General features: G+C 67.9%; 12 protein-coding genes. 8 read left to right on the top strand and 4 right to left on the bottom strand.

All coding sequences use genetic code 11. The features are described 5' to 3' along the window. The first annotated feature begins 19 nt into the window (after positions 1-19). Complete coding sequence (locus tag ACFQ9K_RS23090) at positions 20-952, top strand: family 2A encapsulin nanocompartment shell protein (RefSeq protein WP_378727254.1); 933 nt, start codon at positions 20-22, stop codon at positions 950-952. Continuing rightward, entirely contained in the window at positions 924-2,789 is a 1,866-nt protein-coding gene (locus ACFQ9K_RS23085; protein ID WP_378983565.1) for a family 2A encapsulin nanocompartment cargo protein cysteine desulfurase, read from the top strand. The genes ACFQ9K_RS23090 and ACFQ9K_RS23085 overlap by 29 nt, the downstream gene beginning before the upstream one ends. A 62-nt stretch (positions 2,790-2,851) precedes the next feature. Here the strand turns inward: ACFQ9K_RS23085 and ACFQ9K_RS23080 are convergent, their stop codons facing one another. After that, on the bottom strand, positions 2,852-3,856 hold the full coding sequence (locus tag ACFQ9K_RS23080; protein ID WP_378727187.1) for a polysaccharide deacetylase family protein: 1,005 nt from the start codon (positions 3,854-3,856) through the stop codon (positions 2,852-2,854). Positions 3,857-4,060: 204 nt separating this feature from the next. Between ACFQ9K_RS23080 and ACFQ9K_RS23075 the strand changes: the two genes are divergently transcribed. Both ACFQ9K_RS23075 and ACFQ9K_RS23070 read left to right on the top strand, forming a co-directional pair. Further along, positions 4,061-5,569 (top strand): putative glycoside hydrolase, encoded by a 1,509-nt coding sequence (locus ACFQ9K_RS23075; RefSeq protein WP_378727185.1) that lies wholly within the window; start codon positions 4,061-4,063, stop codon positions 5,567-5,569. Between the two features lie 132 nt (positions 5,570-5,701). Continuing rightward, positions 5,702-6,184: a cation:proton antiporter regulatory subunit gene (locus tag ACFQ9K_RS23070; RefSeq protein WP_378727079.1), complete on the top strand. Its 483-nt coding sequence runs from the start codon at positions 5,702-5,704 to the stop codon at positions 6,182-6,184. A gap of 12 nt (positions 6,185-6,196) precedes the next feature. Here the strand turns inward: ACFQ9K_RS23070 and ACFQ9K_RS23065 are convergent, their stop codons facing one another. After that, entirely contained in the window at positions 6,197-6,913 is a 717-nt protein-coding gene (locus ACFQ9K_RS23065) for an SDR family NAD(P)-dependent oxidoreductase (protein ID WP_378727081.1), read from the bottom strand. Between the two features lie 88 nt (positions 6,914-7,001). On the opposite strand from ACFQ9K_RS23065, the gene ACFQ9K_RS23060 reads away from it, so the two are divergent. From ACFQ9K_RS23060 to ACFQ9K_RS23050, 3 genes are all read left to right on the top strand, one after another. After that, complete coding sequence (locus tag ACFQ9K_RS23060; protein ID WP_378727083.1) at positions 7,002-7,568, top strand: TetR/AcrR family transcriptional regulator; 567 nt, start codon at positions 7,002-7,004, stop codon at positions 7,566-7,568. 10 nt (positions 7,569-7,578) lie between these two features. After that, positions 7,579-8,364 (top strand): alpha/beta fold hydrolase, encoded by a 786-nt coding sequence (locus ACFQ9K_RS23055; RefSeq protein ID WP_378727085.1) that lies wholly within the window; start codon positions 7,579-7,581, stop codon positions 8,362-8,364. 297 nt (positions 8,365-8,661) lie between these two features. Next, positions 8,662-12,138 (top strand): DNA-directed RNA polymerase subunit beta, encoded by a 3,477-nt coding sequence (locus ACFQ9K_RS23050; RefSeq protein ID WP_378983560.1) that lies wholly within the window; start codon positions 8,662-8,664, stop codon positions 12,136-12,138. Positions 12,139-12,189: 51 nt separating this feature from the next. Here ACFQ9K_RS23050 and ACFQ9K_RS23045 read toward each other — a convergent pair whose 3' ends face one another. Both ACFQ9K_RS23045 and dapA read right to left on the bottom strand, forming a co-directional pair. Continuing rightward, the gene (locus ACFQ9K_RS23045) at positions 12,190-13,725 is read right to left on the bottom strand and encodes a DHA2 family efflux MFS transporter permease subunit (RefSeq protein WP_378717062.1); all 1,536 of its coding nucleotides are present in this window, start codon (positions 13,723-13,725) and stop codon (positions 12,190-12,192) included. A 27-nt stretch (positions 13,726-13,752) separates the two neighbouring features. Further along, complete coding sequence (dapA, locus tag ACFQ9K_RS23040) at positions 13,753-14,658, bottom strand: 4-hydroxy-tetrahydrodipicolinate synthase (protein ID WP_378717063.1); 906 nt, start codon at positions 14,656-14,658, stop codon at positions 13,753-13,755. Between the two features lie 71 nt (positions 14,659-14,729). Here dapA and ACFQ9K_RS23035 point away from each other — a divergent pair, with 71 nt between their 5' ends. Continuing rightward, positions 14,730-15,626, top strand: a complete 897-nt coding sequence (locus ACFQ9K_RS23035; protein WP_378717064.1) for a LysR family transcriptional regulator — start codon at positions 14,730-14,732, stop codon at positions 15,624-15,626. Positions 15,627-15,686: the final 60 nt, after the last annotated feature.

Genomic DNA, 15,686 nt, shown 5'->3' with positions numbered 1-15,686 from the left:
CCGATCCCAAGGTGGTTCGATGACGAAAGCTGTTCCGCGGCCGGTGGCACTGGGCGATGAAGCCGCCCGGACACTCGCCAATGCAACGAAGTCCGTTCCGCAGATGGAGTCCATCACCCCGCGGTGGTTGGTCCATCTGCTGAACTGGGTGCCGGTCGAAGCCGGTATCTACCGGAGAAACCGGGTCACGCACGAACAAACCGTCGATATTCAGTGCGATAACTTCGACGAGTCTCCGCTGCCGGAGACCTTTATCGACTACGAGCGAGACCCGCGCGAGTACCGGCTCAAGGCCGTGCACACGATTCTCGACGTGCACACCCGGGTCTCGGATCTGTACTCGAGCCCGCACGACCAGATTGCTCAACAGTTGCGGCTGACCATCGAGGCAATCAAGGAGCACCAAGAGGGCGAGCTGATCAACAGCCCGGACTACGGTCTCATCGCGAATGCCACGAAGGCGCAGCGCCTCTCGACGATCGCCGGGCCGCCCACGCCCGACGATCTGGACAATCTGCTCACCAAGGTCTGGAAAGAGCCGGGCTTCTTCCTCACCCACCCGCAGGGCATCGCCGCGTTCGGCCGGGAATGCACCCGGCGCGGGGTGCCGCCGCCGACCGTGAGCATGTTCGGGTCGCAGTTCCTGACCTGGCGCGGGATTCCGATCATTCCGTCGGACAAGGTTCCGGTGGAACGCGGGAAGACCAAGTTCGTGCTGATCCGCACCGGCGAGGCCCGGCAGGGCGTGATCGGTCTGTATCAGCCCGGGCTGGCCGGGGAGCAGGGGCCGGGCCTGTCGGTGAAGTTCATGGGTATCGATCGCAGCGCGATCGCGTCATATCTGGTGTCGCTGTACTGCTCGCTGGCGATCCTGACCGACGATGCGGTGGCAGTGCTCGACGGAGCCGAGGTGGGCAAGTTCCATGACTACGCACCGACCTACCGGAGCTGACCGCTCGCGCCCAGCGGACGACGGTGGCGCCGAGTGGCTGCTGCCGGACGAGGCGACGCTGAATCGCCTTGCCGGCGCGTTCTTCTCGGCGCTGCCGTCGGCCGCGGCGGGTTCGCCCGCCGCGCCGCCGGGCGTGAGCATGGTGCAGCCGGACCTGCCGACCTCCCCGCCGAATGTGCCGGTGCCGTCCCCGGTGCCGACGGCGACGGCGACTGGGGCGCCGGGGTTCTCCGGTGCCGCGCATCCGGGTGGGCACACACCGGAGCCGTCGGTTCCCGGCGTCGACGGCACGGCACCTGCCGGCGGGTCGACGGCTGGCGCGCAAGGGTTTTCCGGCAGCACGCCGCCCGGCGGCAGTACACCGGAACCGTCGGTGCCGGGCTGGGGACGAGACGTGCCGATGGCCGACGCGGCAGGCGCACCCGCGCATCCGCCGGTGGGCACCGCGGGAATACCCAGCGACCCGTTCCTCACCGCTCTGCCGTCGCTGCGCGAAGTGCTGTCCCCGCAACGCTTTCCCGACGCCGGCGGGCAGCCGTCCACGGCGCCGAGCTTCTATTTCCTGGACTCGGCCGCGGCACCCGCGGCGTCGCCGCGCCTGCCCGACGCCCATCCGCCGTTCGACGTCTACGCGGTGCGCAACGACTTCCCGATCCTTCGGGAGCAGGTGAACGGCCACCCGCTGGTGTGGTTCGACAACGCCGCGACGACGCAGAAGCCGCGCGCGGTGATCGAGCGCATCTCCTACTTCTACGAGCACGAGAACTCCAACATCCACCGTGCCGCGCACGAATTGGCGGCCCGGTCCACCGACGCCTACGAGCAGGCCCGCGACATCGTGGCCCGGTTCATCGGCGCGTCCTCGGCGGAGGAGATCATCTTCGTCCGCGGCGCGACCGAGGGCATCAACCTGATCGCCCAGACCTGGGGCCGCAAGAACATTCGCGCGGGTGACGAGATCGTCATCTCACACCTGGAGCATCACGCGAACATCGTCCCCTGGCAGATGCTGGCCGCCGAGACCGGCGCGGTGCTGAAGGTCATTCCGGTGGACGACAACGGCGAGCTGATGCTCGGCGAGTACACCAAACTGCTCTCCGATCGCACCAAACTCGTTTCGGTGGCACATGTTTCGAACGCGCTCGGCACCATCACCCCGGTGCGCGAGATCGTCGCGGAGGCCCAGCGGGCCGGGGCGGTCACCCTGGTCGACGGCGCGCAATCGGTCCCGCACACCAGGATCGACGTGCGCTCGATCGGCGCCGATTTCTTCGTGTTCTCCGGCCACAAGCTGTTCGGCCCGACCGGAATCGGTGTGGTGTACGGGAAATCCGAGCTCCTGCAAGACGTTCCGCCCTGGCAGGGCGGCGGCAACATGATCAGCGATGTCACGCTGGAACGTTCGCTGTTCCAGCCGCCGCCCGGGCGATTCGAGGCGGGCACCGGAAACATCGCGGACGCGGTGGGTCTCGGCGCGGCGATCGAGTACGTCGAGGGCGTCGGCATGGACGCCATCGCACGCTACGAGCACGGACTGCTCGAGTACGCGACCCCGCGGGTCGCCGCGATCCGCGGCGTCCGGCTGGTGGGCACGGCCGCCGACAAGGCGAGCGTGCTCTCGTTCGTGCTGGCGGGCTACGAGCCGATCGAGGTCGGAAAGGCGTTGAACGAGAAGGGCATCGCCGTGCGCGCCGGCCACCACTGCGCCCAGCCGATCCTGCGTCGCCTCGGCCTGGAGGCGACGGTGCGCCCGTCGTTCGCCTTCTACAACACCTGCGAGGAGATCGATCGCATGGTCGCCGTCCTGGAACAACTAGCGGCTCGCTCGCCGCGGTGAGGCGCTGAACCCGCATCTAGGTCGGCCGCACTCCGGTGCGGCCGACCTCTCGCGCGGTCCGATCAGTACTGCCTGGCCTGCGCCGACCAGCGCGGGTTCAGCGGCCCGGACAGGCGCGCGGGGAACGAGATCTGGCGTGGATTGCCGTCCGAGGTGTAGCGCTGCTCCGGATTCGCGGCGAGCCGATCGAGCCAGTAGGCCGAGTCGAAGTCGACTGCTGTGGCACCGGAACGAATTCGGGGAATCGCCGTGGGATCCAGGTCGGCGTATGGCGACGGGGCCGGCTCGGCCCCGACCAGCAGCACCGCCTCGAACGCGTAGTTCGTGCCGTCCCAACTGCCCGCGGTGGCCAGCCCCCGGTCGGCCGGGGAAATGCCCAGCGGCAACGCCATCGTCCGTACCGGGCCCGCTACCGCCGACCCGATCGCGCGGACGTTGTCCGCCAGCTCGCGCTGCACTCCGGTGCTGTCGAGCCGCGCGAGGTTCGCGTGGGTCGCGGTGTGGGCGCCGATCTCGTATCCGTGTGCGGCCAACCAGGACAGGGCGCGCGGGTCGTCCCCGAACGGCTGATTGTTGACGTAGAACGTCGCGGTCGGCGCGAAGTCGGGGTGCACGGTCCGGAACTGCTCCAGGATGCCGACGGCGGTGTCCGGCGCGACCTGTCCGTCGGCGGTGAACGCGAGCTGGCTGCGCGTCGAGTCGTCGAAGGTGAGCACCACCGGGTGCGCGCCCGCGGGCAGATCGATGGCGCCGGATACGTAGGCGGCCGTGGTCACCGGACGGTAGTTCTCCCGATACAGCCGGTCGAGCTCGGCGCGGAATTTCTCTGGCGTCTGGTCGTATTCACCGTCCGGCACGGCTTCCAGTTGGTGGTACATCAGGACCGGCACCACCCCCAGTTCATTGGCCGCCACCGCGGCCGGATCGGGTGCGGGACTGCTCGATGGCGGCGAACTCTCCATCGGGCCCGCGAGATTGGCCGGGCCGGGGTCCGCGGTACACGCCGCGGCCGTCAACACCAGCACCGACAACACAACTCGAACACTGATAGTCGCGTTCTTCGCCACCGTGCGAACAGTACGCGAGGTAGACCATTTCGTTGCGTAAGGAACTCGGGCAAAGTTGCGACGGGCGCGGGCCGAACCCGCGATAGTTGAGCGATATTCTGACGAAAGTTGGTGTGCGCGTTGCTAGAAAGACTAGGCGTTACAGGACACCGGCGGTTGGCGGCAGTCCTGGTTATCTCGGTCTTATTGATTCTTATCGCTTCCGTGACCCTGAGTTGGGTGCGCACCGAACCCCGTGGGCTGACCGTTACCGGGTTGCCGAACAATTTGGTCGGCGCGACCACCATGTCCACCATGACTTTGCGGGTCGACGCGGGCGCCTACGACCCCGCCGCCATGCGACTCTCGCTCGACGGTGCGCCGGTCTCCGGCGCGGTCGACGGCAACACCGTCGTCTACCGGCCGGGGGCGCTGCCCGACGGCGAGCACAAGTTCACCGCCGAGATCCCGCCGAGCTTTCTCGGTTTCCTCCGCACCGGTCCGGGCGTGTCGAAGACGTTCACGGTCGACAACGCGCCGCCCGCGCTGGCGCTGACCCAGCCGACGGGCGTGACCTCCTACCGGCAGCCGGTCACCCTGCGCGGCAAAGCCGAAGGGGCCGAGCGCGTGTCGGTCGGCACGCAGACCGTGACGCCGGCCGACGACGGCACGTTCGAGATCGCTATGCCACGGGCGCAGACCGGCGCCCAGGTCGTCGCCGTGGACGCGGCGGGCAACCAGGTCGAACAGGCGATCACCACGGCCGTCGAGCAGCCGCGGATCAAGGCGGTACACGTGACCGCCTACGGCTGGTCCGACGACGGCCTCCGCGAGGACGTGCTGACCATGGCCAGGGACGGCCGGATCAACACCGTGCAGCTCGACATCAAGGACGAGGACGGCGTCGTCGGCTACGACTCCCAGGTGCCGCTGGCCCAGGAATCGGGCGCCGTCACGCGCATCTACGACGCCCCCGCCGCACTGCGGCAATTGCACGACATGGGTATTCGCGTGGTCGGCCGGATCGTCGCCTTCCGCGACAAGACCATGGCCGAATGGGCGTGGCAGAGCGGGCATCAGGACTGGGTCGTGCAAACTCCGGCCGGCCAGCCGTATTCCAGCAAGTACGGCCCGATCGCCTTCACCAATTTCGCGAATGCCGAAATGCGCCGATACAACATCGATCTCGCGGTCGAGGCGGCGAAACTCGGCTTCGACGGGATCATGTACGACTACGTCAGGCGCCCGGACGGCGCGCTGTCCCAGATGAATTTCCCCGGCTCGACCACCTCGCCCACCGTGTCGATCGCCGAATTCCTGCGCGAGAGCCGCGATCCCGTGCACGACGCCGGCGCCGATCTGAGCGCCGCCGTGTTCGGCATAGCGTCCACCCGCCCCGACCAGATCGCCCAGGACATTCCGTTGCTGGCCAAGTACGTCGACTACATCGCGCCGATGCTGTATCCCTCGCATTGGAACGCCGGCGAATACGGTGTCTCGAACCCGAATTCGCAGCCCTACGACATCATCTACCGCTCACTGCACGACTTCCGCACCCAGACGCAGGGCACCTCCGCCAAGATCGTGCCCTGGTTGCAGGACTTCAGCCTCGGCGTCGACTACGGTCCCGGCGAGGTCAGGGCACAGATCGACGCCGCGAACGACGCCGGCGTGAACGGCTTCTTCCTGTGGAGCCCGACCGTGCGCTATCACCTCGGGGGCCCGTCGGACTGAGCTGCCCGGCCGCGCGCGGAGCGCCGCGGCCGGACCGGGTTGCCGATTCCGCACCAGCGCAACCACGGTTCCGGCCGCCCGCGCCATGACCGGCGTCACACCTCGGCTCGCACACCCGGTTACGCTGGAGGAGTGAACGTTGAGGTGACGCGCCTGCCGGGCATCGGTGTGCGTAAAGACTTTCCGGTCAAGGGCGTTCGCCGCCGCATCGGCGTCATCGATCACAAGGACGGCACGATCTATCTGATCGTCAGCAAGTCCGACAATCCCGAGGCCACCGACCAGATCCCGTTGTCGGCGTCGGAGGCGGCCGCGCTGGCCAATCTGCTCGGCGCCCCGCAGCTGGTGGCGCAGCTGCGTGCGGAACACCGCGAGTTCGACGGCGTGAACACCCGTCAGTTCTCCATCCTCGCCGGCTCCCCCTACGTCGACCGTCCGCTCGGCGAGACCGAGATGCGGACTCGGACAAGGGTTTCCATCGTAGCGATCATGCGCGGCGGGGCGGTGATCCCGTCACCGGGCCCGGATTTCGTCTTCGCGGCCGGCGACCTGCTGGTGATCGTCGGCACCGCCGAGGGCCTGGACGCCGCCGCCGGAATCCTCACCGACGGCTGAATTCGAGCCCCGTCAGCCGCCGAACAGGTCGAAGACCTCTTCCGCGCGGTCGCGACCGCGGTACATGTCCCAGGCGGTGGCGGCGAGGTCGTCCGGGTTCAGCGTGCGTCCCTCGAGCGAACCGAACCGGCCCGGGTCGGCGGCGACCATGGCGTGGATGTCGCCGCGCTCGATGAGACCGCCGATGGTGAGCGTGCCCGCGTAGACGCCCCGATCGGCAAGGGCCGCGTTCAGCGTGATCGCGTAGTTGCGGATCGCGGCGGACGGCAGTGCCAGCCGGCCGAGCATCGGCATGGGCCGGACGCTCGACAGACCGCCTGCGAAGAGCAGGGCACCCGAGCCACGCGTCAGCACGGCCGGGAGCACCGCGTGCCCCATGTCGATCGCGGGCCACACCCACTGGAAGGCGGATTGCGCTGCGACGGAATCGGTTTCGGTGAGCGGCACGGGTTGCTGCGCCGGACCGGCACCATAGTAGGCCAGCTCGATGTCGCCGCCGTCGGCGATGTCGGCGAGCACAGCCTGCAGCCGTTCCCGATCGGTGACGTCGACGACGTGGGCGGTGGCGTCGACACCCTGCGCGGCAAGGTCTTTCAGATAGGCCCCGTGGCGTGCGCCATTGCGCGACACCAGCGCGACCCGAAATCCCTCGCTGCCGAAACGCCTGGCCATGGACATGCCGAGGCCGGGTCCGACGCCGACGATCACCGCGATCGGTGTGGTGGACATCTGCCTCCTTCCAAAGATTGAGGGGGTCCTCACTTTCATAACGTAGCACGAAATCGAGGAGCCCCTCGACTTTTGTAGGATGGATCCCATGACCAAACCGATGCGTCGCGACGCGGCCCGCAATCGCGAGAAGCTGTTGCGGGAGGCCGCAGGCGTCTTCACCGAACAGGGGCTCGACGGCTCGCTGGAGGAGATCGCGCGCCGGGCCGGGGTCAGCATCGGCACGCTGTACAACCACTTCCCGCATCGCGACGCGCTCATCGAGGCGCTGCTCCCGCCGCGCCTCGCCGCCATCGACGAATTCGCCGCGCGGGCCGCCGCCGAGCCGGATGCCTGGGTCGCGTTCAGCGGCTTCATCGAGGAACTGCTGAGTCAGATGACCACCGATCGCGGGCTGCTCGAGGCCTTCACCGGCGACCACCCCGCCGCGGCCCAGCTGACCGAGGCCTGCCATCGGGGCATGTCACAGCTGTCGACGCTGCTCCAGCGCGCCCGGCGGGTCGGCGCGGTGCGCGCGGACGCGAGCGACGACGACGTCGTGCATCTGGTCTGGGCCCTGTCCCTCCTGGGCGAGGCGACCGGGACTCCCGCCTGGCGCCGCAGCCTCGAACTGGTCCTGGACGGCCTGCGTCCCGTCCATCAACCGACCCGCTAGGAGCGATTCCGTGCCATATGCCAAGGCCGCCGACGGCGTTCGCCTCGCCTACCAAACCGCGGGGACGGGCGCCCCGCTGCTCCTGCTGGCCGGCCAGGCCAACAACCATCACTGGTGGGACGGGATCCGCACGGACTTCGAGAGCCGGTATCGCACGATCACCCTCGACTGGCGCGGCACCGGAGCCAGCGACAAGCCCGACGAGCCGTACAGCACAACCGGTTTCGCCGACGACGCGGTCGCGGTGCTCGACGACCTCGGCGTCGACCGGGCCGCGGTCTACGGCACGTCCATGGGCGGTCGCGTCGCCCAGTGGCTGGCCGCCCGCCATCCCACGCGGGTCAGCGCGCTGGTCCTCGGCTGCACCTCCCCCGGCGGCAGACACGGCGTCGAACGCGGCCCCGAGATCCGTCAGTCGCTCGTCGATCCCGATCCGGAGGCGGCGCGGCGAGCCCTGCTGGAACTGATGTACACCCCGGAGTGGCTGGCACACAACACCGGTCCGTACAACACCCTCGGCGACCCTGCCATGCCCGCCTATGCCAAGCGCCGCCACCTGATGGCCAGCAACCGGCACGACGCCTGGGATGTCCTGCCGGACATCGCGACTCCCACGCTGATCGTGCACGGCACCGAGGACCGCTTCAATCCGGCCGCGAACGCGCCGCTGCTCGCCGAGCGCATCCCGCACGCCCGGATGCGGCTGATCCCCGGCGCCAGGCACGCCTACTTCGACGAATTCCGGGCCGTCGCGAGCCCGCTCGTACTGGACTTCCTGAGCGCGGCGAGCACCTGAGTCTCGCCTTTCACCCGGGCGAATCGGCGAATTCCCGCCGAAAGTCTTGACGCGGAGAACTTCCTGGGGTTAATATTCCCATAGGCGAAAACATTCGACGCGGTTACTACATGAACCCGATTCTCGAATGCCTATTGTGCTGCGCTAATTCAGCGAGTAACTTGGGACGTTGCGCTGGCTGCCTCCTGTCCAACCCACACAAACCCATGCTGTTCACTCGTCGCGGGTGTGCGAGTTTCGTCGGGTAGGTGACCACACGCAATTCATCAGCAGTGTGAGGTCGCGGAAGGACGCACCGTGTCAGTCTCGTCCCAGAAAGTCACCACTACAGCCCAGGACATTGCCGGTATTCCCGGCGCCCCGAAGCGGGTGTCGTTCGCCAGGATTCGGGAGCCGCTCGACGTGCCCGGCCTGCTCGACGTGCAGACCGACTCGTTCGAATGGTTGATCGGCGCACCGCAATGGCGGGCGCGCGCCGCCGCACGCGGCGAGAACGATACGGGGGGCGGCCTCGAAGAGGTGCTCGCCGAACTCTCCCCGATCGAGGACTTCGCCGGCACCATGTCGCTGTCGCTGTCCGACCCGCGGTTCGAAGAGGTCAAGGCCTCCATCGACGAGTGCAAAGACAAGGACATGACCTACGCGGCGCCGTTGTTCGTCACCGCGGAGTTCATCAACAACAACACCGGTGAGATCAAGAGCCAGACGGTCTTCATGGGAGATTTCCCGATGATGACCGACAAGGGCACGTTCATCATCAACGGCACCGAGCGCGTCGTCGTCGCCCAGCTGGTGCGCTCCCCCGGCGTCTACTTCGATCAATCCGTCGACAAGACCACCGAGAAGGACCTCTACAGCGCGCGCGTCATCCCGTCGCGGGGCGCGTGGCTGGAGTTCGACATCGACAAGCGCGACAGCGTCGGCGTCCGCATCGACCGCAAGCGGCGTCAACCGGTTACCGTGCTGCTCAAGGCCTTCGGCTGGACCACCGAACGGATCGTGGAGCGGTTCGGCTTCTCCGAGATCATGATGTCGACGCTGGAAAAGGATCACACGGCGGGCCCCGACGAGGCGCTGCTGGACATCTACCGCAAGTTGCGTCCGGGCGAGCCGCCGACCAAGGAGTCCGCGCAGGCCCTATTGGAGAACCTGTTCTTCAAGGAGAAGCGCTACGACCTGGCCCGCGTCGGTCGCTACAAGATCAACAAGAAGCTGGGCCTGCGGATCGACGCGGCCACGCTGACCGAGGCCGACCTCGTCGCGACCATCGAATACCTGGCCCACCTGCACCGCAGCGACAAGACCATGACCGCGGAGGGTGGCGTCGAGGTACCGATCGGCGTCGACGACATCGACCACTTCGGCAACCGCCGCGTCCGCACGGTCGGCGAGCTGATCCAGAACCAACTCCGGATCGGCCTGTCCCGCATGGAACGCGTGGTGCGCGAGCGGATGACCACCCAGGACATCGAGGCCATCACCCCGCAGACCCTGATCAACATCCGCCCGGTCAGCGCGTCGATCAAGGAATTCTTCGGCACCTCGCAGCTGTCGCAGTTCATGATGCAGGACAACCCGCTCGCCGGACTCACCCACAAGCGCCGCCTGTCCGCCCTCGGCCCCGGCGGCCTGTCCAGGGAGCGCGCCAGCATCGAGGTGCGCGACATCCACTTCAGTCACTACGGCCGCATGTGCCCGATCGAGACGCCGGAGGGGCCGAGTATCGGTCTGATCGGCTATCTTTCGGTGTTCGCGCGGGTCAATCCGTTCGGTTTCATCGAGACGCCCTACCGCACGGTGGTCGACGGTCGGGTCACCGACGAGATCGTCTACATGACCGCCGATGAGGAGGAACGCTACGTCCGCGCCCAGGCCAATTCCCCGGTCGACGCGCAGGGCCGGCTGGTGGAGAGCAAGGTGCTCGCGCGGCGCTTCGGCGACGAGGTCGAGTTCGTCGCGCCCACCGAGGTCGATCTGATGGATGTGTCTCCGCGCCAGATGGTTTCGGTCGCGTCCGCGATGATTCCGTTCCTCGAGCACGACGACGCCAACCGCGCGCTGATGGGCGCGAACATGCAGCGTCAGGCCGTGCCGCTGATCCGGTCCGAAGCGCCGGTGGTCGGCACCGGCATGGAGCTGCGGGCGGCGATCGACGCCGGCGATGTCGTGGTCAACGAGAAAGCCGGTGTGGTGGAGGAGGTTTCGGCCGACTTCCTCACCGTGATGGCCGACGACGGCACGCGCAAGAGCTACCGCCTGCGCAAGTTCGCCCGGTCGAATCAGGGCAACTGCGTCAATCAGCGGCCGATCGTCGACGAGGGCGCGAGAGTCGAAGCGGGACAGGTTCTCGCCGACGGCCCGTGCACCGAGAACGGTGAGATGGCGCTGGGCAAGAACCTGCTCGTCGCGATCATGCCGTGGGAGGGCCACAACTACGAGGACGCGATCATCCTGTCCCAGCGCCTGGTCGAGCAGGACGTGCTCACCTCGATCCACATCGAAGAGCACGAAGTCGATGCCAGGGACACGAAATTGGGCGCGGAGGAGATCACCAGGGACATCCCGAACATCTCCGACGACGCGCTCGCCGACCTCGACGACCGGGGCATCATCCGGATCGGCGCCGAGGTGCGCGACGGCGACATCCTGGTCGGCAAGGTCACCCCGAAGGGCGAGACCGAGCTGACCCCGGAGGAGCGCCTGCTGCGCGCCATCTTCGGCGAGAAGGCGCGCGAAGTACGCGATACCTCGCTGAAGGTGCCGCACGGCCAGTCCGGGAAAGTCATTGGCATTCGGGTGTTCTCGCGCGAGGACGACGACGATCTGCCGCCCGGGGTGAACGAGCTGGTGCGCGTGTACGTGGCGCAGAAGCGCAAGATCCAGGACGGCGACAAGCTCGCCGGCCGCCACGGCAACAAGGGTGTCATCGGCAAGATCCTGCCGACCGAGGACATGCCGTTCATGCCGGACGGCACCCCGGTCGACATCATCCTCAACACCCACGGTGTGCCGCGTCGGATGAACATCGGCCAGATCTTGGAGACCCACCTCGGCTGGATCGGCAAGGCGGGCTGGGAGATCAAGGGGACGCCGGAATGGGCCGAGACCCTGCCCGCGGAGTTGCGGTCCGCGCCCGCGAACAGCAATATCGCGACACCGGTGTTCGACGGCGCCCGCGACGAGGAGCTCACCGGGCTGCTCGGTTCCACGCTGCCCAACCGCGACGGCGACGTGCTGGTCGGCGCGGACGGCAAGGCCACCCTGTTCGACGGTCGGTCCGGCGAGCCGTTCCCGTACCCGGTCGCGGTCGGCTACATGTACATCCTGAAGCTGCACCACCTGGTCGACGATAAGATCCACGCCCGCTCGACCGGTCCGTACTCGATGATCACCCAGCAGCCGCTCGGCGGTAAGGCCCAGTTCGGTGGCCAGCGCTTCGGTGAAATGGAGTGCTGGGCCATGCAGGCCTACGGCGCGGCGTACACGCTGCAGGAGCTGCTGACGATCAAGTCCGACGACATCGTGGGCCGGGTCAAGGTTTACGAGGCGATCGTCAAGGGCGAGAACATTCCGGAGCCGGGCATTCCGGAGTCGTTCAAGGTGCTCCTCAAGGAACTCCAGTCGCTGTGCCTCAACGTCGAGGTGCTGTCTTCCGACGGCGCCGCGATCGAGATGCGCGACGGCGACGACGAGGATCTCGACCGGGCCGCGGCGAACCTGGGCATCAACCTGTCCAGGAACGAGGCGGCGACGATCGAGGACCTGCACGGCTGATAGTCGTGTGCCGAGATCACCTGCACGGCAGGTGATCTCGGCACACGCGGGTCACACGTGGACCGCAGCGACCGCGTCGGTCAGCTCCGGATTCTTCGGCTTCGTCCGCGGCAGGAAGAACGCCGGGATCAGGGTCAGGATGATCAGCACCAGCGCCACGATGTAGGTGTGGCTGAATGCCGTTGACGCCTGGCTCAATCCGGTCTCCAGCACGCCAGGCGGCAGCTTGCTCGCGAACTCCGGATTGGCGTTCGCCACGATCGCCGGCTTGGCGAATTCCTTGTTGTTCAGGAAGTTGGTCAGCACCACCGAGATGGTCGCGGTGCCGATCGAACCCGCCGTCTGGTTCACGATGTTCATCAACGTCGAACCGCGGGCGACCTGCTGATGGCTCAGCGTCTGGATGGCCGCGGTCATGATCGGCATCATCGTGCAGCCCATGCCGAGACCCATCACGAACAGCGCGCCCAGCATCAGCGGGTACGAGGTGTCCACCGTGAGCTGGGTGAAGAACACCGTGCTGACCGCGATCAGCGTGATGCCGACCAGCACGATCTTCCCCGGCCCGATCTTGTCGACCAGCTTGCCCGCCACCGGCATGGTCACCATCGCGCCCAAACCCTGTGGGATGAGCAGCAATCCGGCCTGCAACGCCGATTCGCCCCGGACCTGTTGCAGGTACGTCGGCAGCAGCAGGGCCCCGCCGAAGAACGCGATGGCGAACAGCACCATGGTGAGCACCGCGAAGGTCAGCGACCGGTTGCGGAACAGATGCAGATCGATCAGCGGGTGCTCGGTGCGCAGCGCGTGGAACACGAACGCGACCATGAGCACCGCGCCGATGATGGCAGGCAGCAACACCTTTGTCGCGAGCACCGTGCCCTCACCCGGAATGGACGAGACGCCGAACAGGAACAGCGCGAGTCCCGGCGAGGCGAGCAGCATGCCGAGGAAGTCGAACGACTCCGACGGTTCCGGCTTGTCCGCCGGGAACACGACATAGGCCAGGATGAGCGCGATGACGCCGATCGGGGCGTTGATCAAAAAGATCCACTGCCAGTGGAATTCGATCAGCCAGCCGCCCAGGATCGGGCCGCAGATCGGGCCGAGCAGCATCGGCACGCCGAGCACCGCCATCACCCGGCCGACGCGCTGCGGGCCCGCCGCGTGCGTCATGATCGTCATGCCGAGCGGCATCAGCATGCCGCCGCCGATGCCCTGGATCACGCGGAACGCGATCAGCGACTCGATGTTCCACGCGGTGGCGCACAGCACCGAGCCGAGCACGAAGAAGGTCAACGCCGCCATGTACAGGCGTTTGGTGCCGAACCGGTCCGCCGCCCATCCGGTGAGCGGAATGACGGTGGCCAGCGCGAGCGTGTAGCCGGTGATCGTCCACGCCGCGATGGCGTAGCTCGTCTCGAACTCGGCTTGGAAGGTCGGAAGCGCGATATTGACGACGGTGATGTCGAGGATCGACATGATCGCGCCGAGCACGACCACGCCTGCTACTTTCAAGACCGCCGGGTCCAGTTTGTCGGCGGTCGGGTCAGGCCCCGTCGCCTGATTATCCGGAGGAAGGTTCACCGCTTCAGCGTTGCACCTCTTCGCCTCCTACACCAGCAATTTCGCGGGCAATTCGACAGAAGAATTTTCCACCGCGGTCAGCGCGGCGGTCGTCGCGGCCTCGCTCGCGGGCAGCAGCGGCAGCCGGACGGCCGGGCTGGGGATGCGTCCCTGGGCCGCCAGGGCCGCCTTGATCACGGTGGGGTTCGGCTCGGCGAACAGCGCGGCTGACAGCCCGGCCAGGCGGTGGCCGAGGGCGCGGGCCTCGTCGATCCGGCCGGCCTGCCAGGCCGCGATGAGCGCGGCGAACGACCCGGTGTGCAGGGTCGAGGAGGCGAGGATGCCGCCCGCCGCTCCGAGGGCGAGCAGCGGCGAGAGGTAGAGGTCGTCGCCCGCGAGGACGGCGAAATCGGCTGGGCGCGTGGCCATCAGCTCGATGGTGGCGTCGTCGATGCTGCCGACGGCGTGCTTCACGCCGACGATGTTCGGGTGACCGGCGAGCTGACGCAGGGTCTCGGCGCTGAGGATACGGCCGGTGCGGTACGGAATGTTGTAGATGACCAGCGGGACCGGGCTGGCGGCGGCGAGGGCCTGGAAGTGGGCGAGCACGCCGGCCTCGGAGGGGCGGGTGTAGTACGGGACGACCGTGAGCGCGGCGGTGATGTGCGGGCTGAGCGCGGCGACCGCCTCGAGCGAGGCCGCCGTCGAGTTCGAGCCGGCGCCGACGATCAACTGGCCGTTGCGTTCCCGGCACACGCGGGCGCAGATCTCGACCACGAGCGCGCGCTCCACGGCGGTCAACGTGGCGGCCTCGGCGGTGGTGCCGAGCGCGACGAGGCCGGTCGCGCCCTCGGCGAGGGCGGAGTGGGCCAGTCCTTCCAACGCGTCGGCGGCTAGCGCGCCGTCGGCGGTGAACGGCGTGACCAGGGGGACGTATAAGCCTGCGAGCGTCATGAATACGAGCTTGACCGTGATGAACGGTTAGGTCCAGTTCACGTTTCTACCGTCGAGCATAAGATTGACTGATGCTCGATATCCGGAAGTTGCGGCTGCTGCGCGAGCTGGCCCATCGGGAGACCATCGCGGCCGTCGCCGACGCGCTCGCCTACACGCCCTCGGCGGTATCCCAGCAGCTCAGCGCGCTCGAACGGGAAGCGGGCGTGCCGCTGCTCGAGCGCACCGGACGCCGGGTCGCGCTGACCCCGGCCGCCCGCACGCTCGTCGAGCACGCGGAGACGATCCTCGCGGTGCTCGAGCAGGCCGCCGCCGAGCTGGCCACCACCCGGGCCGACCTGACCGGGACGCTGCGCATCGGCGCCTTCCCGACCGCCGTGCGAACCATCCTCTCCCCCGCGCTCGTCGCGTTGAGCCGCGACCATCCCGGGCTCGAATTGATGGTCACCGAACTGGACCCGGCGACCGCGCCCGCCGCGTTGCGCGCGGAGACCCTGGACGTCGCGCTGGTTCAGGAGTACGACTACGTGCCGGTGGAGCCGGATTCGGCGCTGGACACCGAGCCGTTGCTCGAGGAGACCATCTATCTCGCCGCGCTGTCCGCCGAGGCACTGGGCAGCTGGCGCGAAACCGCTTGGATCGCAGGCACTCCCGACACGTTGTGCCACACGATGACCGTGCGTGCCTGCCAGGCAGCGGGATTCACGCCGCGGATTCGTCATCATGCCGACGACTTCGGCACGGTGCTGGCCCTCGTCGCCGCCGGACAGGGGGTGGCGCTCGTCCCCGCGCTCGGCGCGCTGACCTGCCCGCCGGAGGTCACGCTGACCCCGCTGCCGACGCAGCGCCGGACATTGCTGGCGTATCGGCGCGGAACGGGCGACCATCCCGCGGTCAGCGCCGCCCGCTCGGCACTGCGGACCTCGGCCGCGGCGGTCACCGCCGCCGGGATACGCGCGCGCGGCTGACGACTTCGGCCGTCGCGCAGACTCCGTGAGTCGTCCACAGCGCACTGGTGTCGGGTTCGA

The organism is Nocardia sp. NPDC056564 (assembly GCF_042793755.1).
Classification (GTDB): domain Bacteria; phylum Actinomycetota; class Actinomycetes; order Mycobacteriales; family Mycobacteriaceae; genus Nocardia.
This window is presented reverse-complemented; position numbering and strand designations above follow the sequence as displayed.

Excerpts from the sequence above, each read along its gene's own strand:
- ACFQ9K_RS23090 (WP_378727254.1), top strand. The coding sequence starts at position 20 with ATGACGAAAGCTGTTCCGCGGCCGGTGGCACTGGGCGATGAAGCCGCC.
- ACFQ9K_RS23085 (WP_378983565.1), top strand. The coding sequence starts at position 924 with ATGACTACGCACCGACCTACCGGAGCTGACCGCTCGCGCCCAGCGGAC.
- ACFQ9K_RS23065 (WP_378727081.1), bottom strand. The coding sequence starts at position 6,913 with ATGTCCACCACACCGATCGCGGTGATCGTCGGCGTCGGACCCGGCCTC.
- ACFQ9K_RS23060 (WP_378727083.1), top strand. The coding sequence starts at position 7,002 with ATGACCAAACCGATGCGTCGCGACGCGGCCCGCAATCGCGAGAAGCTG.
- dapA (WP_378717063.1), bottom strand. The coding sequence starts at position 14,658 with ATGACGCTCGCAGGCTTATACGTCCCCCTGGTCACGCCGTTCACCGCC.
- ACFQ9K_RS23035 (WP_378717064.1), top strand. The coding sequence starts at position 14,730 with ATGCTCGATATCCGGAAGTTGCGGCTGCTGCGCGAGCTGGCCCATCGG.